This window comes from Pseudomonas urethralis (assembly GCF_021602465.1).
GTDB lineage: Bacteria > Pseudomonadota > Gammaproteobacteria > Pseudomonadales > Pseudomonadaceae > Aquipseudomonas > Aquipseudomonas vlassakiae.
In genome coordinates this window covers 478,941-503,104 of sequence record NZ_BQIJ01000001.1, presented here as the reverse complement: position 1 = coordinate 503,104, position 24,164 = coordinate 478,941, and the positions used below count along the sequence as shown (strand labels likewise).

General features: G+C 63.0%; 22 protein-coding genes and 1 pseudogene. 15 read left to right on the top strand and 8 right to left on the bottom strand.

Annotation, left to right across the window (positions count from 1 at the left end):
* Nucleotides 1-861, bottom strand: coding sequence for a DUF6279 family lipoprotein (locus tag L6D64_RS02165; RefSeq protein ID WP_176507943.1), 861 nt, complete (start codon nt 859-861; stop codon nt 1-3).
* Nucleotides 862-991: 130 nt separating this feature from the next.
* Between L6D64_RS02165 and L6D64_RS02160 the strand changes: the two genes are divergently transcribed.
* The gene (locus L6D64_RS02160) at nt 992-1,828 is read left to right on the top strand and encodes a CvfB family protein (RefSeq protein ID WP_176507869.1); all 837 of its coding nucleotides are present in this window, start codon (nt 992-994) and stop codon (nt 1,826-1,828) included.
* On the opposite strand, the gene L6D64_RS02155 is transcribed toward L6D64_RS02160, so the two are convergent.
* Both L6D64_RS02155 and L6D64_RS02150 read right to left on the bottom strand, forming a co-directional pair.
* Entirely contained in the window at nt 1,829-2,209 is a 381-nt protein-coding gene (locus L6D64_RS02155) for a hypothetical protein (RefSeq protein WP_099815538.1), read from the bottom strand.
* 174 nt (nt 2,210-2,383) lie between these two features.
* A complete protein-coding gene (locus L6D64_RS02150) occupies nt 2,384-3,853 on the bottom strand; it encodes a right-handed parallel beta-helix repeat-containing protein (protein ID WP_176507870.1) in 1,470 nt (489 codons plus the stop codon).
* Between the two features lie 223 nt (nt 3,854-4,076).
* Here L6D64_RS02150 and L6D64_RS02145 point away from each other — a divergent pair, with 223 nt between their 5' ends.
* From L6D64_RS02145 to def, 3 genes are all read left to right on the top strand, one after another.
* Entirely contained in the window at nt 4,077-4,256 is a 180-nt protein-coding gene (locus L6D64_RS02145; protein WP_060510377.1) for a CsbD family protein, read from the top strand.
* A gap of 145 nt (nt 4,257-4,401) precedes the next feature.
* Nucleotides 4,402-5,355 carry a YihY/virulence factor BrkB family protein gene (locus L6D64_RS02140; protein ID WP_176507871.1) on the top strand — a complete coding sequence of 318 codons (954 nt, stop codon included), beginning with the start codon at nt 4,402-4,404 and terminating at the stop codon, nt 5,353-5,355.
* Nucleotides 5,352-5,888 carry a peptide deformylase gene (def, locus tag L6D64_RS02135; RefSeq protein ID WP_176507872.1) on the top strand — a complete coding sequence of 179 codons (537 nt, stop codon included), beginning with the start codon at nt 5,352-5,354 and terminating at the stop codon, nt 5,886-5,888. Before L6D64_RS02140 ends, def begins: the two co-directional genes overlap by 4 nt.
* Here the strand turns inward: def and L6D64_RS02130 are convergent.
* Nucleotides 5,843-6,211 carry a GNAT family N-acetyltransferase gene (locus tag L6D64_RS02130; protein ID WP_176507944.1) on the bottom strand — a complete coding sequence of 123 codons (369 nt, stop codon included), beginning with the start codon at nt 6,209-6,211 and terminating at the stop codon, nt 5,843-5,845. The two genes, def and L6D64_RS02130, sit on opposite strands and share 46 nt — an antisense overlap.
* 355 nt (nt 6,212-6,566) lie before the next feature.
* Between L6D64_RS02130 and L6D64_RS02125 the strand changes: the two genes are divergently transcribed.
* The 8 genes from L6D64_RS02125 to L6D64_RS02090 all read left to right on the top strand — a co-directional run bounded on the left by L6D64_RS02125 (nt 6,567) and on the right by L6D64_RS02090 (nt 11,238).
* Nucleotides 6,567-6,824 carry a DUF2790 domain-containing protein gene (locus L6D64_RS02125; protein WP_176507873.1) on the top strand — a complete coding sequence of 86 codons (258 nt, stop codon included), beginning with the start codon at nt 6,567-6,569 and terminating at the stop codon, nt 6,822-6,824.
* A gap of 111 nt (nt 6,825-6,935) precedes the next feature.
* On the top strand, nt 6,936-7,901 hold the full coding sequence (locus L6D64_RS02120; protein ID WP_176507874.1) for a threonine dehydratase: 966 nt from the start codon (nt 6,936-6,938) through the stop codon (nt 7,899-7,901).
* Nucleotides 7,902-8,033: 132 nt separating this feature from the next.
* Complete coding sequence (locus L6D64_RS02115; protein WP_309295810.1) at nt 8,034-8,201, top strand: type II toxin-antitoxin system HicA family toxin; 168 nt, start codon at nt 8,034-8,036, stop codon at nt 8,199-8,201.
* Nucleotides 8,198-8,530 carry a type II toxin-antitoxin system HicB family antitoxin gene (locus L6D64_RS02110; RefSeq protein WP_054885700.1) on the top strand — a complete coding sequence of 111 codons (333 nt, stop codon included), beginning with the start codon at nt 8,198-8,200 and terminating at the stop codon, nt 8,528-8,530. The genes L6D64_RS02115 and L6D64_RS02110 overlap by 4 nt, the downstream gene beginning before the upstream one ends.
* Before the next feature lie 149 nt (nt 8,531-8,679).
* Nucleotides 8,680-9,105: a YybH family protein gene (locus tag L6D64_RS02105; protein WP_054885699.1), complete on the top strand. Its 426-nt coding sequence runs from the start codon at nt 8,680-8,682 to the stop codon at nt 9,103-9,105.
* 43 nt (nt 9,106-9,148) lie between these two features.
* The gene (locus tag L6D64_RS02100) at nt 9,149-9,493 is read left to right on the top strand and encodes a YciI family protein (protein ID WP_176507875.1); all 345 of its coding nucleotides are present in this window, start codon (nt 9,149-9,151) and stop codon (nt 9,491-9,493) included.
* A gap of 21 nt (nt 9,494-9,514) precedes the next feature.
* Nucleotides 9,515-10,000, top strand: a complete 486-nt coding sequence (locus tag L6D64_RS02095) for an SRPBCC family protein (protein WP_176507876.1) — start codon at nt 9,515-9,517, stop codon at nt 9,998-10,000.
* A complete protein-coding gene (locus tag L6D64_RS02090; protein ID WP_176507877.1) occupies nt 10,000-11,238 on the top strand; it encodes an RNA polymerase sigma factor in 1,239 nt (412 codons plus the stop codon). The genes L6D64_RS02095 and L6D64_RS02090 overlap by 1 nt, the downstream gene beginning before the upstream one ends.
* A gap of 89 nt (nt 11,239-11,327) precedes the next feature.
* Here L6D64_RS02090 and L6D64_RS02085 read toward each other — a convergent pair whose 3' ends face one another.
* Together L6D64_RS02085 and L6D64_RS02080 are read right to left on the bottom strand one after the other, a co-directional pair.
* The gene (locus L6D64_RS02085; RefSeq protein WP_054885695.1) at nt 11,328-11,798 is read right to left on the bottom strand and encodes a MaoC family dehydratase; all 471 of its coding nucleotides are present in this window, start codon (nt 11,796-11,798) and stop codon (nt 11,328-11,330) included.
* Between the two features lie 33 nt (nt 11,799-11,831).
* Nucleotides 11,832-12,775 (bottom strand): annotated as a pseudogene (locus tag L6D64_RS02080) (lysophospholipase).
* 209 nt (nt 12,776-12,984) lie between these two features.
* On the opposite strand from L6D64_RS02080, the gene fadD2 reads away from it, so the two are divergent.
* Nucleotides 12,985-14,673 (top strand): long-chain-fatty-acid--CoA ligase FadD2, encoded by a 1,689-nt coding sequence (fadD2, locus tag L6D64_RS02075; RefSeq protein ID WP_176507878.1) that lies wholly within the window; start codon nt 12,985-12,987, stop codon nt 14,671-14,673.
* Between the two features lie 355 nt (nt 14,674-15,028).
* On the top strand, nt 15,029-16,726 hold the full coding sequence (gene fadD1 / locus L6D64_RS02070; RefSeq protein WP_176507879.1) for a long-chain-fatty-acid--CoA ligase FadD1: 1,698 nt from the start codon (nt 15,029-15,031) through the stop codon (nt 16,724-16,726).
* Nucleotides 16,727-16,874: 148 nt separating this feature from the next.
* Here fadD1 and L6D64_RS02065 read toward each other — a convergent pair whose 3' ends face one another.
* Together L6D64_RS02065 and L6D64_RS02060 are read right to left on the bottom strand one after the other, a co-directional pair.
* Nucleotides 16,875-18,182, bottom strand: coding sequence for an NAD(P)/FAD-dependent oxidoreductase (locus L6D64_RS02065; RefSeq protein ID WP_176507880.1), 1,308 nt, complete (start codon nt 18,180-18,182; stop codon nt 16,875-16,877).
* A gap of 30 nt (nt 18,183-18,212) precedes the next feature.
* Nucleotides 18,213-19,577, bottom strand: a complete 1,365-nt coding sequence (locus tag L6D64_RS02060) for a glutamine synthetase family protein (protein ID WP_176507881.1) — start codon at nt 19,575-19,577, stop codon at nt 18,213-18,215.
* Between the two features lie 531 nt (nt 19,578-20,108).
* Here L6D64_RS02060 and hrpA point away from each other — a divergent pair.
* Nucleotides 20,109-24,014, top strand: coding sequence for an ATP-dependent RNA helicase HrpA (gene hrpA, locus L6D64_RS02055; RefSeq protein ID WP_176507882.1), 3,906 nt, complete (start codon nt 20,109-20,111; stop codon nt 24,012-24,014).
* The last annotated feature ends 150 nt before the right edge of the window (nt 24,015-24,164 follow it).

Sequence of the window (24,164 nt, the reverse complement as noted above, 5' to 3'; positions counted from 1 at the left end):
TCAACCCTTCAGGCATTTCAATTCACTGAAATCGCTGCGCACCTTGGCCAGCCGCTCTTGCAGGTATTGGCGTTGCGCCGGCGTGCTCAGGTGCAGCAGGTCGATCAACAGGCTGCGGGCCTGCTGCTCGGTATTCTGGTAGGCGGCGCGGTATTCCGGCGTCCACAGGCTTTCCTTGCGTTGCAGCAAGGTGGCCATGCGCGGCGCGAAGCTGGCGTCGTTGCGCTGGTTCATGGCCAGCATCAACTGTTGCTGCCAGTGCTGGCGGTTGGCGATCCACTGGCGGTTCTGGTCACCCAGCGCTTGCGACCAGGCCTGGACACGCTGGTGTTGGGCGGCATTGAGCTCACCAAACCAGTTGTTCAGGCGTTTTTCCATGCGTTCGCTGCGGCGGGCTATCTGCCTGGGCAGCGGGGTGTCGACGTATTCCTTCTGCCGCTCGCTGATATCGTCGTTAAAGGCCTGCTGCATCTCGGCCACCTGCTTGTCGCTCATGCCACGCAGCAGTTCGGTGGCCGAAGGGGTGATCGCTTCCGCTACCCGGCCGATTGCCTGGCGTGCCTCGACAGTACGTTGCTGCAAGGCCTGGTCGGTCACCTGGTCCTTGGCGACCATGTCGCGCACCCGGTCGAGCCAGTCGAGGTAGCCCGGCAGCTGGGTCTTGCAGTGCCAGGCCAGGTGCTCCTTGAGCCGTTCGTCGAGCAATGCCTTCTGCTCGCGGTTCATCGCCAGGTAGTCGCCCAGTGACCAGGGCACCAGGTGGTCGAGGTTGCGGTACGCCAGGTCGATGCGGCTACAGGCCGCCAGCGCCACGGCGCAGGCGATGGCGATGAGCAGGGCTTTGCACAGGCGTACCGGCATGTTCAGGTCCTGGTGCTGACGGATACGGGTATGACGCAATGGGCGCCAGCGCGGTTCCGCCGCATCGGCGATCGGGCAGCGCAGTGGCTTCAGGTGTAGAATAGCCGCCTTGTCTTGAGGAACATCGGAAATGGCTCTGCTTGGGCGTTACAACAGTTTGCAAATCGTGAAACACGTGGAATTCGGCCTGTACCTGGACGGCGGCGCCGATGGCGAAATCCTGCTGCCCGGGCGCTATATCCCGAAGGACGCCGAAACCGAGGTCGACGACTGGCTGAACGTGTTCATCTACCTGGACAGCGAAGACCAGCTGATTGCCACCACCGAGAAGCCCAAGGTGCAGGTTGGCGAGTTCGCCAGCCTCAAGGTCAAGGACATCAACGGTGCTGGCATCTTCCTCGACTGGGGCCTGTCCAAGGACTTGCTGATGCCGTATTCGGAAGAGTCACGCCAGTTGAAGATCGGCGATTACTGCGTGGTGCACGCCTATCTCGACAAGCGTACCCGGCGCATTACCGCCACCTCGCGCCTGGACCGCTACCTCGACCGCACCCCGGCTGACTATCAGGTTGGCCAGCCTGTCCAGTTGCTGGTGGCCGGCGAAACGCCGATGGGCTTCAAGGCGATCATCAACAACCGCCATTGGGGCCTGATCCACAAGAACGAAGTGTTCAAGTTCCTGCGTTCGGGCATGCATGTGGACGGTTTCATCAAGGAAGTGCGCCATGACGGCAAGATCGCCCTGAGCCTGCAGCCGGTCGGCAAGGCCTTGGGCGATGACCTGCAGGCGCGCATCATGGTGCGCCTGGAGGCCGAAGGCGGGGTGCTGGCGGTGAGCGACAAGAGCGCTCCGGAAGTGATCAGCCAGATGTTCAACGTCAGCAAGGGCAACTTCAAGAAGGCCATTGGTGGGTTGTTCAAGCAGGGGCGCATCGTCATCCATGACGATCGCATCGAAAAGGCCTGATCAGGCCTGCACGAAGGTGCGGAAGTCCAGCTGCTCGCCACCCGGGCGGGTGTCGCGCAGCAGCGAATCACGGTCGGCGCTCAAGGCCAGGCTGATGGTCGAGCGGCGCTTGCCGGGGTTGCGCACTTCCATCTGCTCTTGGTGAGCACGAAGGAAGTTGACCGGCACCTTCAGGTGCTGCAACTCGTCGCTTTCCGGGGTGTGCAGCAGCAGGTTGACCCAGTCGGGCTGGCCCTTGCGCAGCAATGCCACCGGCACCTCGAACCACCACAGGTTGCGCTTGCGGTCGAGGATGGCGAACAGGGTGTTGGCGCTGGTCAGCACCGGGTTGGCCAAGGCCTGGTTACGGCGGGCGATGGCGGTGGGTTTGTCGAGTTTCATGCAGGTTCCTGCGGGTTGACGCTTGATTAGGGCTGCATTGTGAGGGGTACCACCGCCCCTCGCAAGGTTTGACGGCCTCTTCGCAGGTGAACCCGCTGCCACAGGTTCAGCACATACCTCGACGGCAGTGCTATCCCTGTAGGCGCGGGTTTACCCGCGAAAGGGCCATCAGCGTTAGCGACGAACCGGCAGGCTCAACTCGGAAGTGGCGCCATCCGCCGTAGTGACCGTCGCAGTGAAGCTCTTCAACTCACTGATGTTCTCCAGCACCTGGGCAAACCGCGCCTGCCCCTGTTCATCCGTGTTCACCAGCACATCCCCCAGATACTGCTCCGCCTCGGTGCCATCCGCCTGGGCATTGCCAAACACCTCGATGCGCAACAGGCTCGACACCGGCCCCTGCACCTCGCCACGCAGTACATTGCCGTCCAGGGCGATCAGCCGTGGCGCCTGCTGGTTGCGGTTGGGCAGCGGCTGGCAGGGCGTGGGTTCGCCCTTGGCATCGCAAATGATCGCCTGGTCCTTCTTCGGCAGATCCGCACCGACCCCGCGCGATCCCACGTACAGCGCATGGGCCTGGGCCGGCACGCCAAAGACGATGGCGCCGGTACGCTGGTTCGGCACGCAGGACCCACCGGCTTCGCAGCGGCGGATGTCCTGGCTGTTACCCCAGATGCGATTGCCGCTCAGGCGCGTGGTGGTGACGTCCGGTTCCGGTCGCAAGGCTACGCCGATGCGGTTGCCGTGGATCAGGTTGCCGTCGAGGATGTTGCCTTCGCCAGTGACACTGACGCCAATCGAGTTACCGCTGAAGGTGTTCGCGCCCAGGTAGTTGCGCTTGCCCCAGTTGATCTGCAGGCCGTCGGAGTAGTTTTCGAAGCGGTTGCGCACCACGCTGTTGTCGTTGCCCAACAGGATCTCGATGCCCTGTGACGGCTCAGGGTTGGCCGCGGTCGAGCGAAACAGGTTGTCGGCCACCAGGTTGAACGCCGCGCCGCGGGTCAGCTCCAGGCCATCGCCGTTGTCGATCAGCTGGTTGCGCAGCACTTTGTTGTTGACCGTGGTGCTGGCAGTCGGGTTGCCGGCACCGTCGTCGCCGGTGAGCATGATGCCGGCGCCGCCCTTGTTGGCGACGATGCGGTTGTCTTCGATGACGTTGCCGCTGGCGCGGTTGACCAGGATGCCAATGCAGAAGTTGCGCACCTCCAGGCCACTCAGGTGCACGCCCTGGGTGTCGCGCAGCACCAGCCCCGGGTGGGTGGTGGTGCGCACGTTGGTGCCTAACTGGCCGGGCAGGGCGCCTGGGCAGGTGCGCACGCCCTGGTCCTTGATGTAGCCCGAACCGTCGATGGCGATGTACTGGCCGTCACGGGCCCAGGGCAAGCCGGTGATCTGCACTGGCCCCTTGATCTCCGGCAGCGCGCGGGTCGGGCGAATGACATACGGCGGCTTGCCGACGGCTGCGATCTCGATGCGGTAATGGCCGGGGTTCTGGTTGCTGGTCTCGATGGCCCAGCGCAGGGTGCCGGGTTGGCCATCGTCGGCGTAACGCTCGACTTTCAGGGTTTCGCTGGCCGGTGCGGCGGCCAGGGCAGGCAAGGGCAACAACGGCAGCATGGCCGCGAACAGGGGCATCAAACGCATGGGGCAAATATCCGGAAACTGTTGTTCTTATACGCAGGTTGGCAGCGATTCTAGGCCAGCCTTCTGCCCTTGAGCAGTGCGCCAGGCCCTATTCGGTGCGATATTCGCCCGCAGATTCACCGCTTGGCTTGAACCGGGCAAATTGTTTGAAACTCTTGGAGAAAGTGTTCGGTCCACCGACTGTCGACACGGTCCACGTGTCTCCATTCGCAGGAGTTTTGCCATGAGCGGTACCAAAGACAAAGCCAAAGGCCTGGCCAACGAAGCGGTCGGTAACGTCAAGCAGGGCGTCGGCAAGGTGACCGACAACGACAAGCTGCGGGCCGAGGGCAAGGCCCAGGAACTCAAAGGCGAGGCACAGCAGATCAAGGGCAATGTGAAGGATGCGGTGAAGAAGCCTTAAGGTGAACGGACCTGTTTCCGCCTCTTTGAGAGGCGGAAACAGGTGTAGGCATTTTCTTCTGGCATGGCCGGGAGCAGTACATCACCGGCGCGGTCTATTAGACTTCACCGTTGTACTTACGAATCAAGCGGCGAAAGGAGACGCTATGATTTTCCCCGACCTGCGCGGCCTGCCCGTGCACCGCGTACTGGTACGCACCGTCAAGGAGTTCCTCGATGACGAGATGTCGACCTATGCGTCGGCAATGGCCTACCAGATGCTGTTTTCGCTGTTCCCGTTCCTGCTGTTCCTGATCGCCCTGATCGGTTTTCTGCACCTTCCGGATTTCTTCTCCTGGTTACGCCTGCAATCAGAGCTGGTGCTGCCGCCCCAGGCGCTGGAGCAGGTGAACCCGGTCATCGACCAGCTGCAGCAGTCCAAGGGCGGGCTGTTGTCGGTGGGTATCGTGATCGCGCTGTGGACTGCATCGGCCGGCGTGCGCCTGATGATGAGCGCCATGAATGCCGCCTATGACGTGCCTGAGGGCCGCCCGGTGTGGAAACGCATTCCCTTGTCGATCATCTATACCGTCGGTATTGCCGGCATGCTGCTGGCGGCAGCCGCGCTGATGGTGCTGGGGCCGCAGGTGATGGAGTGGATTGCCGCTCAGGTCGGCCTGCAGGAAGTGATCGTCACCGTGTGGACCGTGCTGCGCTGGCCCGCGATCATCATCCTGATGATGATCGCGGTGGCATTGATCTATTACGTGATGCCGGACGTCAAACAGAAGTTTCGCTTCATCACCCCCGGCTCGGTGCTGGCGGTAGTAGTATGGATCATCGCCTCCCTGGGCTTTGCCTACTACGTCAAGACCTTTGCCGACTACAACGCCATGTATGGCAGCATCGGTGCGATCATCGTGCTGCTGCTGTACTTCTACATCTCTGCCGCCGTGCTGTTGCTGGGCGCTGAAATGAATGCGGTGATCGAGCACATGTCGAGCGAAGGCAAGGACCCGGGCGAGAAGGAATTCGAGGGCGCCAAACCCCAGGAAACCATCACCGTGCTCGGCCATGAACACCCGGTCGAGCCCCAACCGACCGAGCCGAACCCGCGATGATCCGTGACATTCTCAAGATGGGCGACGAGCGCCTGCTGCGCATCGCGCCGCCGGTGCCTGAACATCTGATCGGCAGCAGCGAATTGCAGCACTTGATCGACGACATGTTCGAAACCATGCACCACGTGGGTGGCGTAGGGCTGGCTGCACCGCAGATCGGCATCGACCTGCAGCTGGTGATCTTTGGTTTCGAACGCAGCGAGCGTTATCCGGATGCCGAGCCGGTACCACAGACCATCCTGCTCAACCCGGTGATCACCCCGCTGACCACCGAGATCGAGGAGGGGTGGGAGGGCTGCCTCTCGGTGCCCGGCCTGCGCGGGGTGGTGCCGCGCTTCAAGCACATCAGCTACGAAGGCATCGACCCGCAGGGCAATCCGATCAGCCGTTTTGCCGACGGGTTTCATGCGCGGGTGGTGCAGCACGAGTGTGATCACCTGATCGGCCGGCTGTACCCCTCGCGTATTCAGGATTTTTCCCGGTTCGGCTATACCGATGTGCTGTTCCCGGGGCTGGATGACCACGACGACTGAGCGCGTACCATGGCCAGCAAGTCCTTGCTGCGCTGGTAGCGTTGCAGGCGCGAGGCCAGGGCTTCGGGCAGTTGCGCAGTGATGCTGAAGCCCAGGCGCTGGTAGTAAGCCGTGAGGTCGGGGTGGCAAAACAGCCAGGTCGGGCCGCTGTGCCCGGCCAGCGCCGCCTCGATCAGTTGCGCGGCCACCCCGCGCTTGCGGTGGTCTGGGGCGACGAACAAGCTGGTGAGCCAGTGGCCGTCAGCGACGGCAGTGAGGCAGAGGCCGGCAATGATCCCATCACTGCGTGCCACCCATGATTCACCGTCATTGGCTGCGCGCATGCGCGAACCCTGGTGCTTGTAGAAATGTTCGAGCAATCGACGCTCGGGGCCGAAAAGCCGGGTGCAATGCAGGGCAGTCATGGCGATACCTGGAGCGATGGGCTCTACCCAGGGGGCCAGGGTCATCGAGCTGTTGCGCTTTGTCGCAGATTGTTGCAAATCCCGCAAGGGTGAATGTCCGAGTTCAGGGTTCAACTATTCCTGGTCGAGAGTAGAATTTCAGCTATTCCCACTCGCAGTAGACGAAGCGGGATCGGTACTTCGTGTCATCTTTGCAGTTGATGACAACTTCTCCGCGCCATTGACGGCATCAGAAGTCACTCGATCAGCTGGATTGCTTTAAAGGCCAAACCCCATGAAACCATTACTGATTCTTGCACTGGTCGGTATGTCCTCGTTCGCCCTCGCCGATGAGGCCAAGCCGGCCTCCAGCGAGCCCGTGGCCCAGCAGTACGACTATTCCATGAACCTTGACATCAAGCGGGTGATCAACCTGTCGACCATCCCCAATGTCTGCGAAGTGGTGCCTGCGACCATGACCTATGAAGACCATCAGGGCCAGGTACATACCATTCAGTACCGGGCGATGGGCGAAGGTTGCCAGCAAGGCTGATGGGCTGATGGCCCTGTCGCCGCTCGGTCGGTGACAGGGCCCTGCGCAATTTACCAAACCTGCCCAAGGCGATTAGGATCGGTGCCTTACCGACCGATAAGGATGATCGCCATGTTCGACCTCGCCGCCCTGCGCGAAGCCGCCGATTTCGTTCACCAGCATGTCCAGCCCACGCCACAGCGCGTCTGGCCGCTGTTGGCCGAGCGAGTCGGCTGCAAGCTGTGGGTCAAGCACGAAAACCACGCCCCTACGGGTGCCTTCAAGGTGCGCGGCGGGTTGGTGTATGTGCGTTCGCTACTGGCCGCCGGCAAGCCTCCGCGGGGCCTGGTTACCGCCACCCGTGGCAACCACGGCCAGAGCATGGCGCTGGCTACGAGCCAGGCGGGCGTGCCGCTGGTGATCGTGGTGCCTGAGGGCAACTCGAAAGAGAAGAACGCTGCCATGCGTGCATTGGGCGCCGAGTTGGTGGAACACGGTGTCGACTTCGACGTGGCCCGCGAAGAGGCTGCCCGCCTGGCGCAGGAGCTGGGTTATGACATGGTGCCGTCGTTCCACCCAGAGTTGGTACGCGGTGTGGCCACCTATGCCCTGGAGCTGTTCGAGGCGGTGAGCGAGCTTGATTGCGTGTACGTGCCGATCGGCATGGGCTCGGGCATCTGCGGGCTGATCCAGGCGCGCAACCTGCTGGGACTCAAGACCGAGATCGTCGGTGTAGTCTCCAGTGCCGCCGATGCCTATGCGCAGAGTTTCGAGCAAGGCCGCATCGTCACCACGGCCACGGCCGATACCTTTGCTGATGGCATGGCCTGCCGGGTACCTCACCCGGATGCTTTCGCCCTGGTCCGTGAACATGCCGCACGCATCGTGCGGGTTACCGACAGCGAAGTGGCAGCGGCCATGCGCATCTATCACGAAACCACCCACAACACCGCCGAAGGCGCTGGTGCCGCAGCGCTGGCCGCGTTGCTGCAGGAGCGCCAGCGCCAGGGCGGCAAGCGTGTGGCCGTGGTGCTGAGCGGGGCCAACGTCGACCGCGAGCGTTATGCGCAGGTGCTGGCAGGTACGGAAAAATCCTGAATGGATATCGGGGAATAAGTGCTATCTTAATTTGATAGCATTTTCCGATGAACACTCGATACCGAAAAATACGACGCTATCTTCAGAACGCCCACCACGGCCTCTCTGGCGTTTTCCGAGGTCGAAGCCCTGGTGCTTCACCTGGGTGGGCAGGTGCTTGAGCGGCAAGGATCCAGGGTCAAGCTGGTGCTTGGCGGCCAGAGCTGGAGGTGCCATCGCCCCCATCCTGGCAAGGAAGCCAAACGGTATCAGATTGAAGAGGCCCGCGAATTTTTGCTGCGGGCAGGAGTAAGCCTATGAGTTGCATGCGCTACAAGGGCTATGCCGCCCGTATCGAATACGATGAGCGTGATGATATTTTTGTTGGCCGTGTGCTGGGCATGCGCGACATCATCAGTTTTCACGCAAGCTCGGTGCCCGAGCTTCATGAAGCCTTCCGGGAGGCGTTGGAGGATTATCTGGCCGACTGCGCGGAGCAAGGCATTACCCCGGAAAAACCGGCTTCAGGCAAGGTCATGCTGCGCATTCGTCCAGAGGTGCATGCGGCAGCCAGTGTTGCAGCCCGCGCTGCCGGCAAAAGTCTCAATCAGTGGGCGGATGAGGTGTTCGAGCAGGCAGCTCTGGCTTGATCACTCACCCCGTTGGCTGTGGACACATGCCTGTCTCCAGCAAAATTATCCCGTGGCCGGTCGATTTCTCCGGCTACCGTTCGACCATGAGCTGAAGGCGCAAGACATCCTTGTGCCAGAACGCTCATGAACGATCGGAGGAACACCCGATGAACACGGCAGCCGAAAATGAAATCCGTCAGCTTATCGACCGCTGGATGCAAGCCGTGCGTGACCGTGATATCCCCGCCATCACGGCGCCCTACGCCGACGACATCGTCGCTTTCGATGCCATCCAGTCCCTGCAGTTCAAGGGTAAGGCCGCCTACCAGGCGCATTGGGAAATGTGCATGAGCATGTGCCCCGGGCCAATGGTCTTCGAACTTGCCCAACTCACCGTGCACGCCGAGGGCGAGCTGGGCCTGGCTCACTGGTTGAACCGCTGCGGCCCCGGGGATGACGAGAGCCAGTGCGGCTTCATGCGTGCCACCGTCGGTTACCGCAAGGCCGCTGGCCAGTGGCAAGTGATTCACGAGCACTGGTCGGCTCCGTTCGACATGCAGACCCAGAAAGCACTGTTCGATCTCAAGCCTTGATCGGCTATCGCCAAATGCACGTTGCCAACGCCTGGAGACGACCATGAAATACCTGTGCCTGGTCTATTGTGACGAAGGGCTGCTGCACAGCCTGCCCGACAGCCCGGAAGACGCCGAATGCATGGCTTACGCCGAAGCCCTGCATAACTCCGGTCGCATCATTGCGGCCGAGGCGCTGAAAACCGTACAGACCGCAACCACCGTGCGTGTGCGTGCCGGGCAAATGAGCATTACCGATGGCCCATTTGCCGAGACCAAAGAGCAGCTTGCCGGTTTCTATCTGGTCGATGCCCGTGACCTCAACGAGGCGCTGAACATCGCCAAGGGCATTCCGGCGGCGCGAGTCGGCAGCGTGGAAGTGCGGCCAGTGCGTGAACTGCAACCCTGACAGCAACGGAGAACAACAAGAATGACACTTGCCCAACCCGCGCCCGGGCAGCACGAGCTGTCCATCAGTCGCTTGATCGATGCCCCGCCTGCCAAGGTATTCCGTGCCTGGACCGAGCCCGAATGGCTGATGCAGTGGTGGGGGCCCCACGGCATGACCACCGCGGAATGCGAGATGCAGCTGTGGATCGGTGGCCTTTTCCGTACCCTCATGCGTGCCCCGGATGGCTCCGAGTACCCTACCCAGGGCGTGTTCCTGGAAATCGCCGCCCCGCGCCGGCTGGTGTTCACCGATGCCTTCACGCCCGGTTGGGTGCCGTCGGACAAAGCCTTCATGACTGCGGTGATCAGCTTTGACGAAGAACACGGCAAGACCCGCTATACCGCACGTGCCTGGCACTGGAACGCGGCCGACAGCCGCGCCCATGAAGAAATGGGTTTCCATCAGGGCTGGGGAGAGAGCCTGGACCGCCTGGTGGAGGTCGTGACCCAGCGGATGCCGGACTGATGACGGGGCCGGCGCAGGTTCGTGCTGAAGTCGAAGCGGTGTACCGGCGGGATTCACGGCGCATCCTGGCGACGTTGATCCGCCTGCTGGGGGATTTCGACCTGGCCGAGGAGGCCCTGCACGATGCCTTCTTTGTCGCCGTCGAACGCTGGCAGCGTGACGGCATCCCTGACAATCCACGGGCCTGGCTGGTCTCGACCGGGCGCTTCAAGGCCATTGACGCATTGCGCCGGCGTGCCCGCTTCGACCGCTCCCAGGCCGACCTGATCATGTTGATCGAAGGCCAGGGGCAAAACCCCAGCGAAGAGGAACTGCTGGGCGATGACCGCCTGCGGTTGATTTTCACCTGCTGCCACCCGGCCCTGGCGGCCGATGCCCAGGTACCGCTGACCCTGCGTGAAGTCTGCGACCTGACCACCGAGCAGATCGCCCGCGCCTTCCTGCAAAGCCCTGCGACCATCGCCCAGCGCATCGTCCGCGCCAAGGCCAAGATTCGTGATGCCGGCATTCCCTATCAGGTCCCGGAACTGCATGAGCTGCCCGAGCGCCTGGAGAGCGTGCTTCGTGTGATTTACCTGGTATTCAACGAAGGTTATTCGGCATCCTCGGGCGAGGCCGTGCTGCAACAGGAACTGAGTGACGAGGCGATCCGCCTCGGCCGCCTGCTGGTGCAACTGCTACCGGACGCCGAGGCCGTCGGGTTGCTGGCGCTGATGCTGCTGCAGGCATCGCGGCAGCGGGCACGCTGCGATGCCGAGGGCAATCTGGTGCTGCTTGACCAGCAAGACCGCAGCCTGTGGGACCGCGAGCAAATCGCCGAAGGCTGCGAGCTGGTGCGCCTGGCATTGGCCAGCCGGGCTTTTGGTGCCTATACCGTGCAGGCGGCGATCGCGGCCGTACATGCCGAGGCCGTGACGGCTGAAGAAACCGATTGGGCAGAAATCGTCGGGCTATATGATGTGCTGCAACGGCATTGGCCGTCAGCCGTGGTGGCGCTCAATCGGGCGGTGGCGCTGGCCAAACGCGATGGTGCGCAGGCGGGGCTGGACGCGGTGGAGGCAATTCTGGCGGCGGGTGATTTGCGTGACTTTCACCTGGCCCATGCGGCGCGGGCAGAGATGCATCAACAGTTGGGGAATGTCGAGGAGGCGCGAGCGGCCTGGCAGCGGGCGCTGGAGTTGACCAGCCAAGGGCCGGAGCGGCGGCATATCGAAAGGCGATTGCGCGGATTGATCTAGTGGCTCTACCGGCCCATTCGCGGATAAACCCGCTCCCACAAGGATCAACTGTGGGAGCGGGTTTACCCGCGAAGAATCCAACGCCGGTTTCAGCTGGCGACGAAGTTCGGCGGCGATACCAGCTCGACGGTCTGTTGCTTGCGCGGCGCGAGGATCTCGGCCACGCCCTCGACCACCAGCTCATCGTTCTGGTTGTAGACGTTGGTGGCGATACGCACCTTGAACTTCGGCAGTTTCTCGAGGATTTCCAGGCGCACGGTCAGGGTGTCGCCGATCTTCACGGGCTTCTGGAAGCTCATCTGCTGGCCCAGGTAGATGGTGCCGGGGCCCGGCAGGGTGCAGGCCACCGCAGCGCTGATCAGCGCGCCACTGAACATGCCGTGGGCGATGCGTTCCTTGAACATGCTCTTGGCGGCGAACTCGGCATCCAGGTGCACGGGGTTGTGGTCACCGGACATTGCGGCGAACAGCTGGATATCACGTTCTTCCACGGATTTTTCATAGGTGGCCTTCTGGCCGACTTCAAGGGCTTCGTAAGGCGTGTTGGTGACCTGGGTCATTGGGCTTCCTTAAGGGGCGGGCGAGGGCGCCTATCATTCACTGCGCGCAGGGCGGCCAAGGGCCAGCGCTTGCTCTAACCAAGCGAGGATATCAGCGGTGACCTCGTCGCGGTTGAGTTCGTTGAGTACTTCGTGCCGCGCATCAGGATAGACGCGCAGCTGTACATGTCTATTGCCGGTCGCACGCAGGGCGTCGGCCAGATGGGTGAGACGCTTGCCAGCACTCACCGGATCACATTCACCGCCAATCACCAGCAGGGGCAGGTTCGGGTCGATCTGCGCCAGATTGCGGGCCTGGCTGATCTGCGCCAGCCCCTGGAGCAGGTCGAGCCACAGCTGGTTGCTGCAGCGAAAGCCGCACAGCGGATCGTTGACGTACTTGTCCACTTCGTCCGGGTCACGGCTGAGCCAGTCGAACGCCGTGCGGGTGGGCTTGAAGGCGTTGTTGAACGAGCCGAACGACAGCCACTCGATCAGCGCGCTCTTGCCCAGTGGCCCTGGCGCCAGGCTTCCACGCGTGCAATCAGGCGCGCCACCCGGTACAGCGCAGCGGGCTGGAAGTTCGAGCCGCTGAGGATCGCCACTTGCAGGCTGGCGCTGTGGTGCATGAGGTAGGCCTGGGCGATGTAGCTGCCCATGCTGTGGCCGAACAGGAACAGCGGTGTGCAAGGGAACTGCTGGCCGATGTGCTGGGCCAGCAGGCCGAGGTCGTTGACCACGGCATTCCAGCCATGTTGCCGGGCGAACAGGCCGAGGCTGCCCTGCTCGGCGGTGCGCCCGTGACCACGCATGTCCGCTGCCAGCAGGGCGTAGCCAGCAGTGCACAGGGCCTCGCCCAGGCGCTGGTAGCGCCCGGCGTGCTCTGCCATGCCATGCGCCAGCAGCACGACGGCCTTGACCGGTGTGGCCGGCAGCCATTGGTGCACGTACAGCCTGCAATGTTCGCTGGCAGGTAGCCAGAAAGCGTCATGGGGCATGGCGAGTCCTTTGCGCGAAGGTGACCCGCACAGTGTATGCACAACCGGTCGAATTGCAGGAAGGGCACAAATAAGATTCACAATGTTAATGGCGGCACTTGGCGTATATGCCGCCTCGGGCTTACCTGCTAACGTCGGTTCAACGCCTGTCTGCCATCTGCAGGCAGGGCAAAGGATCCGTGCGGGCTCAGGCAGAGGAACAATAATAAATGCAAGCCGACTTCTGGAATGACAAACGCCCCGAGGGCGTGCCTTCCACCATCGACATCCGCGCATACACCTCGGTCGTCGAGGTGTTCGAGCGCAGCTGCAAGCGCTTTGCCGAGCGCCCGGCATTCAGCAACCTCGGCGTGACCCTGAGCTACGCCGAACTCGAGCGCCATTCGGCAGCCTTCGCTGCCTGGCTACAGCAGCACACCGACCTCAAACCCGGTGACCGCATCGCGGTGCAGATGCCCAACGTCCTGCAATACCCGATCGCCGTGTTCGGCGCGCTGCGCGCCGGGCTGATCGTGGTCAATACCAACCCGCTGTATACCGAGCGCGAAATGCGTCACCAGTTCAAGGATGCCGGCGCGCGCGCCCTGGTGTACCTGAACATGTTCGGCAAGCGCGTGCAGGAAGTGCTGCCCGATACCGGCATCGAGTACCTGATCGAGGCGAAGATGGGCGACATGTTGCCTGCGGCCAAGGGCTGGCTGGTCAATACCGTGGTCGACAAGGTCAAGAAGATGGTCCCGGCCTATCATCTGCCCCAGGCCGTCCCGTTCAAGCAGGTATTGCGCCAAGGCCGCAGCCTGACGCACAAGCCGGTGCCGCTCATCCTCGATGACATCGCCGTGCTGCAATACACCGGCGGCACCACGGGCCTGGCCAAGGGCGCCATGCTCACTCACGGCAACCTGGTGGCCAACATGCTGCAGGTGCTGGCCTGCTTCTCCCAGCACGGCCCGGACGGGCAGCGGCTGATCAAGGAGGGCCAGGAGGTGATGATCGCACCGCTGCCGCTGTACCACATCTATGCCTTCACCGCGAACTGCATGTGCATGATGGTCACCGGCAACCATAACGTGCTGATCACCAACCCGCGCGATATCCCCGGCTTCATCAAGGAGTTGGGCAAGTGGCGGTTTTCGGCGCTGCTGGGGTTGAACACCTTGTTCGTCGCGCTGATGGACCACCCGGGCTTCCGCCAGCTGGACTTTTCCGCCCTGAAGGTCACCAATTCCGGTGGCACGGCGCTGGTCAAGGCCACTGCCGAACGTTGGGAAACACTCACAGGCTGCCGCATCGTCGAGGGTTATGGCCTGACCGAGACTTCACCGGTAGCCAGCACCAACCCCTATGGCCAGTTGGCGCGGCTGGGTACCGTAGGCATTCCGGTGGCGGGCACGGCTTTCAAGGTCATCGATGATGAAGGCAACGAACTGCCGTTGGGCGAACGCGGCGAGTTGTGCATCAAGGGGCCACAAGTGATGAAGGGCTATTGGCAACAGCCGGAGGCCACGGCCCAGGCACTAGATGCCGAGGGTTGGTTCAAGACCGGCGATATTGCAGTGATCGACCCGGATGGCTTCACCCGCATCGTCGACCGCAAGAAGGACATGATCATCGTCTCCGGTTTCAATGTGTACCCCAACGAGATCGAGGATGTGGTGATGGGCCATCCGCAGGTAGCCAGCTGCGCCGCCATCGGCGTGCCGGACGAGCGCTCGGGCGAGGCGGTGAAGCTGTTCGTGGTGGCGCGGGAAGGTGGGGTGAATGTCGACGACCTCAAGGCCTATTGCAAGGCCAATTTCACCGCCTACAAGGTGCCCAAGCACATCGTGGTGCGCGAGTCGCTGCCCATGACACCCGTGGGCAAGATCCTGCGCAGGGAGTTGCGCGACATCGCTTGATAGCGCGCTGGCTTCTTCGCGGGCGCCCGCTTTCACAGAGACCGCACAGGCTTGAAGCTTGTGTTGCACCTGCGGGAGCGAGCTTGCCCGCGAAAGCTGGGAGGTGCTCTAGCAGGCAGCTTACAGCCCGATTTGCGACATTTTGGTCAATTACTCTAAAAATGACTCGCATATTTCATTGAGTCATTTTTGTGACCGTGAGGCCTATCTTGGCCTCTAGGCGACCCCAGTCAAAGCTGTTACTCTCGGCGCGCTTTTCAGATGATCCGGTTTGCAACGAACCGCCATCTCATATCAATAATAAACGCATAGACGCGTGAATCGAACTTCGCTGTTGCTGAAGGAGTGGGCTTCCATGATCGAAAATTTTTGGAAGGATAAATACCCAGCCGGGATTACGGCGGAAATCAATCCTGACGAATTCCCCAATATCCAGGCGGTACTCAAGCAATCCTGCCAACGCTTTGCCAATAAACCGGCCTTTAGCAACCTGGGCAAGACCATCACCTACGGCGAGCTCTACGCGCTGTCAGGCGCTTTCGCTGCCTGGCTGCAGCAGCACACCGACCTCAAGCCGGGTGACCGCATTGCCGTCCAGCTGCCCAATGTCCTGCAATACCCGGTAGCGGTATTCGGTGCCATGCGCGCCGGCCTGATCGTGGTCAACACCAACCCACTTTATACCGTGCGGGAGATGGAGCACCAGTTCAACGACTCCGGTGCCAAGGCGCTGGTGTGCCTGGCCAACATGGCGCACCTGGCCGAGAAGGTGGTGCCCAAGACCCAGGTCAGGCATGTCATCGTCACCGAAGTAGCCGACCTGCTGCCACCGCTCAAGCGCCTGCTGATCAACAGCGTGATCAAGTACGTGAAGAAGATGGTGCCGGCCTACAACCTGCCGCATGCCGTGCGCTTCAACGATACGCTGGCACTGGGCAAGGGCCAGCCGGTCACTGAGGCCAACCCCCAGGCTAACGACGTGGCCGTGCTGCAGTACACCGGTGGTACCACAGGCGTGGCCAAGGGCGCGATGCTGACCCACCGCAACCTGGTGGCCAACATGTTGCAATGCCGGGCGCTGATGGGGGCCAACCTGAAGGAAGGCTGCGAGATCCTCATCACCCCGCTGCCGCTGTACCACATCTATGCCTTTACCTTTCATTGCATGGCGATGATGCTGATCGGCAACCACAACGTGCTGATCAGCAACCCACGCGACCTGCCGGCAATGGTCAAGGAGCTGGGCAAGTGGAAGTTCAGCGGTTTCGTCGGCCTCAACACGCTGTTCGTGGCCCTGTGCAACAACGAGGCATTCCGTGCCCTGGACTTCTCCGCGCTGAAAATCACCCTGTCCGGGGGCATGGCCTTGCAACTGAGCGTGGCCGAGCGCTGGAAGAGCGTCACCGGCTGCGCCATCTGCGAAGGCTACGGCATGACCGAAACCAGCCCGGTGGCGGCGGTGAACCCGGCCGAGGCCAACCAGGTAGGCACCATCGGCATCCCGGTGCCGTCGACCCTGTGCAAGGTCATCGACGATGCCGGCAACGAACTGCCGCTGGGCGAAACCGGCGAGCTGTGCGTCAAGGGCCCGCAGGTCATGAAAGGCTACTGGCAGCGCGAGGACGCCACGAGTGAGATCCTCGACGCGGATGGCTGGCTGAAGACCGGCGATATCGCACTGATCCAGCCCGATGGTTACATGCGCATCGTCGACCGCAAGAAGGACATGATCCTGGTCTCGGGGTTCAATGTGTACCCCAACGAGCTGGAAGACGTGCTCGCCGCCTTGCCGGGCGTGCTGCAGTGCGCAGCCATCGGTGTGCCGGACGAGAAGTCGGGTGAAGTGATCAAGGTGTTCATCGTGGTCAAGCCGGGCATGACCGTGACCAAGGAGCAGGTGATGGAGCACATGCGCGCCAACGTCACCGGCTACAAGGTGCCGCGTTACATCGAGTTCCGCGATGCACTGCCGACCACCAACGTCGGCAAGATCCTGCGTCGTGAATTGCGCGATGAAGAGCTGAAGAAACAGGGGCTGAAGAAGATCGCCTGATCCAGACCTGCACGGTCAGTGTGGGAGCGGCCTTGTGTCGCGAAAGGGCCGCAAAGCGGCCCCAGGGTCTCAGCAGTGATGCCGAAATTGCTGGGGCCGCTCTGCGGCCCTTTCGCGACACAAGGCCGCTCCCACAGGGCCGATGCAATCAGCGCAGTCTTTCCAGCATCTGGTAGTACCACATCCCCGCCGCCAGCAGCGGGTTGCCCAGCAAGTCCCCCATCGGTACCCGCACGTGCTTGCACTGCGCGAAGGTATCGAACTTCTCCAGCGTTCCGGTCAGTGCCTCAGCCATGATCTCGCCCATGATGTGGCTGGTGGCGATGCCGTGCCCGGAATAGCCCTGGCAGTACCATACGTTGTCCGACAGCTTGCCCAGTTGCGGGATGCGGTTGACCACGATGCCCATCGCACAGCTCCACTTGAACTCGATCGGCACACCCTTGAGCGCCGGGAAGGTGCGCTCGATGCACGGGCGCAGTTCGCCTTCGATATCGCGCGAGTCCTTGCCCGAGTAGTTGGCTCCGCCACCGAACAGCAGGCGCTTGTCGGCCGTCAGGCGGTAGTAGTCGAGCACGAAGCGGCAGTCGTACACCGCCAGGTCCTGCGGGTTGATCTGCTCGGCCAGTTCGCCTAGCGGGGCGGTGGTGACGATACCGCCCATGGCCGGGAAGATCTTGCCCTTGAGCTGGCGCTTTTCCAGCTTGTGGTAGACGTCGCCGGCCAGCATCACCTGGCGTGCTTCGACCCGCCCGTGGGCGGTGACGACCGCCGGGCGTGGCCCGTGGACGATGTCCAGGACTTCGGAGTTTTCGAAGATCAGCGCGCCCAGGCTGTGGGCCGCGCGCGCCTCGCCCAGGCACAGGTTGAGCGGGTGCAGGTGCAGGTTGCGCAGGTTCTTCAGCGCGCCCAGGTACAGCGGGCTCTGCAGGTGCCGGGCGACACCCTCGCGGTCGAGCAGTTGCACCTGGTCGCCCATGCCGCGGCGTTCGGCTTCGGCCTGGAAGCTGCGCAGCTCCTCCATGTGCGAAGGTTTCATCGCCGCATGCAGATGGCCGCGCTTGAGGTCGCAGTCGATGCCATAACGCTCGACCCGCTGCTCGATGACCTGGTGCCCGCGCCAGCGCAGGTGCCAGATGAAATCATCGACTTCGGCGCCCAGGTGGTTGCGCATCTGTGTACGCATGGCCTCGTCACCCGACAGGCTGCCGGTGACCTGGCCGCCGTTGCGACCGCTGGCTCCCCAGCCAATCCGGTTGGTCTCGATGATCGCCACCTTCAGGCCGCGCTCGGCCAGCTCCACCGCAGTGGCCACGCCCGTGAAACCACCACCGATGATCGCCACGTCGACCTGCATCGTGCCCTTGAGTTGCGGGTACTCGGTGTGGTCGTTCAGCGAGGCGCTGTAATAGGACGGTGCACGCTGGGCTGGGCCAGTGTTCAATACTGCGTTCATGGGTGTTCCTTGTTCTGAATGGGGTAGGGCTCAGGCCTGGTGCAGGTACCAGCGCCAGTCCTGTTCGCTGACTTCGGCCATGAACTGGCGGTACTCGGCGCGCTTGACCTTCAGGTAGACGCCGAGGAACGCCTCGCCGAGCGCTTCCCGCGCCCAGTGCGAACGCTCCAGCGCATCGAGGGCTGTCAGCCAGTCGGTGGGCAGGTGCTCGGTGGCCTGGGCATAGCCGTTGCCTTCGACCGGCGCACCCGGGTCAAGCTGCTCGCGGATGCCACGATGGCTGGCAGCCAGAATCGCGGCGGCAGCCAGGTAAGGGTTGGCATCGGCGCCACAGATGCGATGCTCGACATGCCGGCTGTTGGCCGGCCCGCCCGGGACACGCAGGCTGACCGTGCGGTTGTCGACACCCCAGGTCGGTGCCAGCGGGGCGTAGCTGTTGGCCTGGAAGCGGCGGAACGAGTTGGCGTTGGGGCAGAACAGCAACAACGAGTCACGCAAGTGGTGGAGCATGCCGGCCACTGCCTGGCGCAGCAGTGGGGTACCGGCTTTGTCATCGCTGGCGAACAGGTTGTTGCCGGCGCTGTCGGCCAGGCTCAGGTGCATGTGCATGCCGGTGCCGGCCAGTTGCGCGAAGGGTTTGGCCATGAAGCAGGCCTGCATGCCGTGGGCATGGGCCACGCCCTTGACCAGGCGCTTGTAGCGCACGGCCTGGTCCATCGCCTCCAGGGCGTCGCCATGTTCCAGGGTGATTTCCACCTGGCCGGGGGCATATTCCGAAATCGCCGTGCGCGCCGGAATGCCCTGGGCTTTGCAGGCAGCGTAGAGGTCGGCGAGGAAGGGTTCGATCTGTTCCAGTTCACGCAGCCCGTAGACCTGGGTAGTGCGTGGGCGGCCGCCGTCGTGGTCCAGTGCGGGTTGCGGACGGCCTTGGGCGTCGCGCTGCTGGTCGAGCAGGTAGAACTCCAGCTCGCAGGCCATCACCGGGTGGTAACCATCGGCCTTGAGCGCTTCGATGGTACGCAGCAATACATGGCGCGGGTCGGCGACACTGGCGGGCAGGCCTTCGCTCGGGTGCATGCTGACCTGCACGGCGGCAGTCGGCACGCGGCGCCAAGGCAGGCGCACCAGGCTGCCTTGCAACGGGTAGGCGCGGCAGTCGATGTCACCGACATCCCAGACCAGGCCAGAGTTTTCCACGTCGTCGCCATTGAGGGTCAGGCCGAGGATGGTGCTGGGGAGCGGGCGGCCGCTCTGGTAGACCGCCAGCAGTTCCTCGCGGTGCAGCAGCTTGCCGCGTGGCACACCGTTGGCGTCGAGGATGAACAGTTCGAACAGTTCGATATCGGGGTTTTCGGCCAGGAAACGGCTGGCGTGCTCTACAGGTGCAAAGTGCATGATGGATTCGCTCACAGGCGCATGGGACCCGCGCGCAGGCGCGGTCCAGCGGAGACAAACGGCCGCACGGCGGCCGGGTTTGGTCACACAGGCGTGAGCGAAGCATCCGGTGGGCGTGCATGGCGGCAATGCCACAGGGCCCAGAAGGCGAGAATGATGTGGACCAGCGGATTTTCACCGGCGCGGGACCGGGCCTTCGCGAGCGAAGGGCGGGACGACGGTGGGACGATGGTCTGGACGGGAGTCATGCCTTTGATACTCACATGCGGCGTAAGGTTGATTAAAGCAGTGAATGGCAACGTTCACGTCTCTCCTGGCTAAACATTCGTACTGCCTGTGCCGGCCTCTTCGCGGGTAAACCCGCTCCTACAGGATTGCATCAGGCTGACTAAGGTGCGGTCCCTGTGGGTGCGGTTTTGCCCGCGAAGAGGCCGGCACAGGCAGCAGAAAACCGGCAAATCTGCGACAATCGCGCATCCTTCGAATGCCGATCATGAAAAAGCAGGCCCACCTGCATCACTAAAAAGCCCCATGACTGACCAAGCCATCGACAAACTGCTGCAAAACCTCGACCACGCCATGATCGCCGAGCGCCACCGCCTGCGTCGGCAACTGCATGAGCTGCGCAAGCGCCCCGACGAGGCCAAGCTGGCGCAGTGGGTAGAAAAGGTCCAGGCATCTTGCGCCCAGGTCACTGCCCGGCAGAACAGCGTGCCGCAGATCCGCTACGACGACAGCCTGCCGATTGCCGCCAAGCGCGACGAGATCAAGAAAGCCCTGGCCGAAAACCAGGTGCTGGTGATCGCCGGCGAAACCGGTTCGGGCAAGACCACCCAGTTGCCGAAGATCTGCCTGGAACTGGGCCGTGGCAGCCATGGCCTGATCGCCCATACCCAGCCGCGGCGAATTGCAGCGCGCAGCGTCGCCGCGCGGGTTGCCGAAGAACTCGGCACGCCATTGGGCGGGCTGGTCGGCTACCAGGTGCGCTTCGAAGACCAGAGTGATGCCAACACCTTGGTCAAGCTGATGACCGACGGCATCCTCCTGGCCGAAACCCAGCACGACCGCTTCCTCGAACGCTACGACACGATCATCGTCGACGAAGCCCACGAGCGCAGCCTGAACATCGATTTCCTGCTCGGCTACCTGAAGACCCTGCTGCACCGCCGTCCGGACCTGAAGCTGATCATCACCTCGGCGACCATTGACCTGGAGCGCTTTTCCAAGCACTTCGACAATGCGCCGATCATCGAGGTGTCGGGCCGTACTTTCCCGGTGGAAACCTGGTACCGCCCGCTGACCAGCGAGCAGGACGAGGAAGGCAATCAGGTCGAGGACGACCTGACCGTCGACCAGGCGATTCTGGCGTCCCTCGACGAGATCGCGCAGCACGAGCGCAGCGTGGGCAAAGGCCCCGGCGATGTGCTGGTGTTCCTCCCGGGCGAGCGGGAAATCCGCGATGCCGCAGAGATCCTGCGCAAGGCGCAACTGCGCCACACCGAGATCCTGCCGCTGTATGCGCGCCTGTCGCCGGCCGAGCAGCAGCGCATCTTCCAGTCGCACACCGGGCGCCGCGTGGTGCTCGCCACCAACGTCGCGGAAACCTCGCTGACCGTGCCCGGTATCCGTTACGTGATCGATACCGGAACCGCGCGCATCAGCCGCTACAGCTACCGCGCCAAGGTCCAGCGCCTGCCGATCGAGGCCGTGTCCCAGGCCAGCGCCAACCAGCGCAAGGGCCGCTGCGGCCGGGTCGAGCCGGGCATCTGCATCCGGCTGTACAGCGAAGAAGATTTCAACAGCCGCCCGGCCTTCACCGACCCCGAGATCCTGCGCACCAACCTGGCGGCGGTGATCCTGCAGATGCTGCACCTGCGCCTGGGCGCGATCGACGCTTTCCCGTTCATCGAGCCGCCCGATGGCAAGGCCATCAGCGATGGCTTCAACCTGTTGCAGGAGCTGTCGGCGGTCAACCGGGAGAACCAGCTGACGCCGATCGGCCGTCAGCTGGCGCGCCTGCCGATCGACCCGCGGCTGGGCCGTATGTTGCTCGAAGGTGCCCGCCAGGGCAGCCTGCAGGAAGTGTTGATCGTCACCAGCGCACTCTCGGTGCAGGACCCACGCGAGCGACCGCCGGAGCGCCAGCAGGCCGCCGACCAGGCCCATGCCCAGTGGAAGGACGCCGATACCGACTTCGCCGCGCTGGTCAACTTGTGGCGCGGTTTCGAAGAGCAGCGCCAGGCGCTGACGGCCAGCCCGCTGCGTAACTGGTGCCGCAAGAACTTCCTGAATTACCTGCGCCTGCGTGAGTGGCGCGATGCCCATCGCCAGCTGTCGCTGATCTGCCGCGAGTTGCAACTGACGGTCAACAAAGAGCCGTCCGACTACCAGAAGGTGCACAAGGCAATCCTCAGTGGCCTGCTCAGCCAGATCGGCCAGAAGACCGAAGAGGGCGATTACCAGGGCGCCCGCCAGCGGCGCTTCTGGGTGCATCCGTCTTCCGGCATCGGTCGCAAGCGCCCGCAGTGGGTAATGGCCGCCGAACTGGTGGAAACCACCAAGCTGTATGCGCGCATGGTCGCCAGGATCGAGCCTGACTGGATCGAGCCGCTGGCAACCCACCTGATCAAGAAGAATCACTTCGAGCCGCACTGGGAAAAGAAGCGTGGGCAGGTGGTGGCTTATGAACAGATCACCCTGTACGGCTTGATCCTGGTGGGCCGGCGCCCGGTGCATTTTGGCCCGATCGACCCAGTCACCTCGCGTGAGCTGTTCATTCGCGAGGGCCTGGTGGGGGGTGAAATCCAGTCCAAGGCCAAATGCCTGGCCGCCAACAAGCGCCTGCTCGAGCAACTCGACGAACTGGAGGCCAAGGCCCGGCGGCGTGACATTCTCGCCGATGAAGAAACCCTGTACGCCTTCTACGAAGCACGTTTGCCGGCGGAGATCCATCAGACCGCGATCTTCGATGCCTGGTACCGCATGACCAGCCAGAAGGACCCGAACCTGCTGATCATGCGCGAGGAAGACGTGTTGGCCCGCGAGGCCAGCGAAGTCACCGCCGCGCAGTACCCAGACAGCCTGCAGGTGGGTGAACTGCGCCTGCCGCTGAGCTACCACTTCGAGCCGGGCCACCCGCGTGACGGCGTGACCGTCAGGGTGCCGGCGCCGCTGTTGCCGAACCTGCCGGGCGAGCGCCTGGAGTGGCTGGTGCCAGGCTTGCTGGAGGCCAAGTGCGTAGCCCTGGTGCGCAACTTGCCCAAGGCGCTGCGCAAGAACTTCGTGCCGGTGCCGGACTTCGTCAAGGCCTCGCTGGCGCGCATGAGCTTTGGCCAGGGCGCGCTGCCCCAGGCGCTGGGCCAGGAGTTGCTGCGCATGACCGGCGCGCGGGTTTCCGATGAGGCCTGGGCCGAGTCGGTCAACCTGGTCGAAGGCCACCTGCGCATGAACATCGAAGTGGTTGATGGCCAAGGCAAGTTCCTTGGCGAAGGCCGTGACCTGGCCGAACTGACCGCGCGCTTTGCCGCCGCCAGCCAGGCCGCGTTGGCCGTGCCGCGTACCGAGAAGAACGAGCAGCCGGTGCAGGCCAAGGCCTTCAGCGAGGTCAAGCAGACCGCCCAGCAGAAGATCGCCGGCCTGTCGATGACCGTGTACCCGGCGCTGGTGGAAGAAAACGGCACTGTGCGTGAGGGCCGTTTCTCGACCCAGGCCGAAGCCGAGTTCCAGCACCGCCGGGCCTTGCAGCGCCTGTTGCTGCAGCAGTTGGCAGAACCTGCCAAGTTCCTGCGCGGCAAGCTGCCGGGGCTGACCGAGCTGGGCCTGCTGTATCGTGAACTGGGCCGGATCGAAGCGCTGGTGGAGGACATTCTGTTGGCCAGCCTGGACAGCTGCATCCTCGACGGTGAAGCGACGTTGCCGCGTGACGGAGCAGCCCTGGCCGGGCTGGCCGAACGCAAGCGCGGCAGCTGGGCCGAGCATGCCGAACGCCTTGCCCGCCAGACGCTGGAAGTGCTGAAGCTGTGGCACGGTTTGCAGAAGCGCTTCAAGGGCAAGATCGACCTGAGCCAGGCCGTGGCGCTGAACGATATCAAGCAGCAACTGGCCAACCTGGTCTATCCGGGCTTCGTGCGCGAGACCCCGGCAGCCTGGTTCAAGGAATTGCCGCGCTACCTCAAGGCGGTGGAATTGCGCCTGGAGAAGCTGGGCGCCCAAGTGCAGAAGGACCGCGTGTGGAGCGGCGAACTGGGCAACTTGTGGGCGCAGTACAAGGCGCGGGCCGACAAGCATGCCCAGGAAGGCAAGCGCGATGAACAGCTGACCTTGTACCGCTGGTGGCTGGAAGAGTATCGGGTGTCGTTGTTTGCCCAGCAGTTGGGCACCAAGGTGCCGATTTCCGACAAGCGATTGAGCAAGCAGTGGAGCCAGGTGGAAGGCTAACTGCCTTGATTTGTGGCACACTTCGTTGGATTTAGGGCCGCTTTGCGGCCCATCGCGTATAAATCCGCTCCTACACCGTTCTGTGGGAGCGGACTCATCCGCGATCGAGGGCGCAGCCCTCGCCGTAAAATTGGTACTAAAGTGCCATTG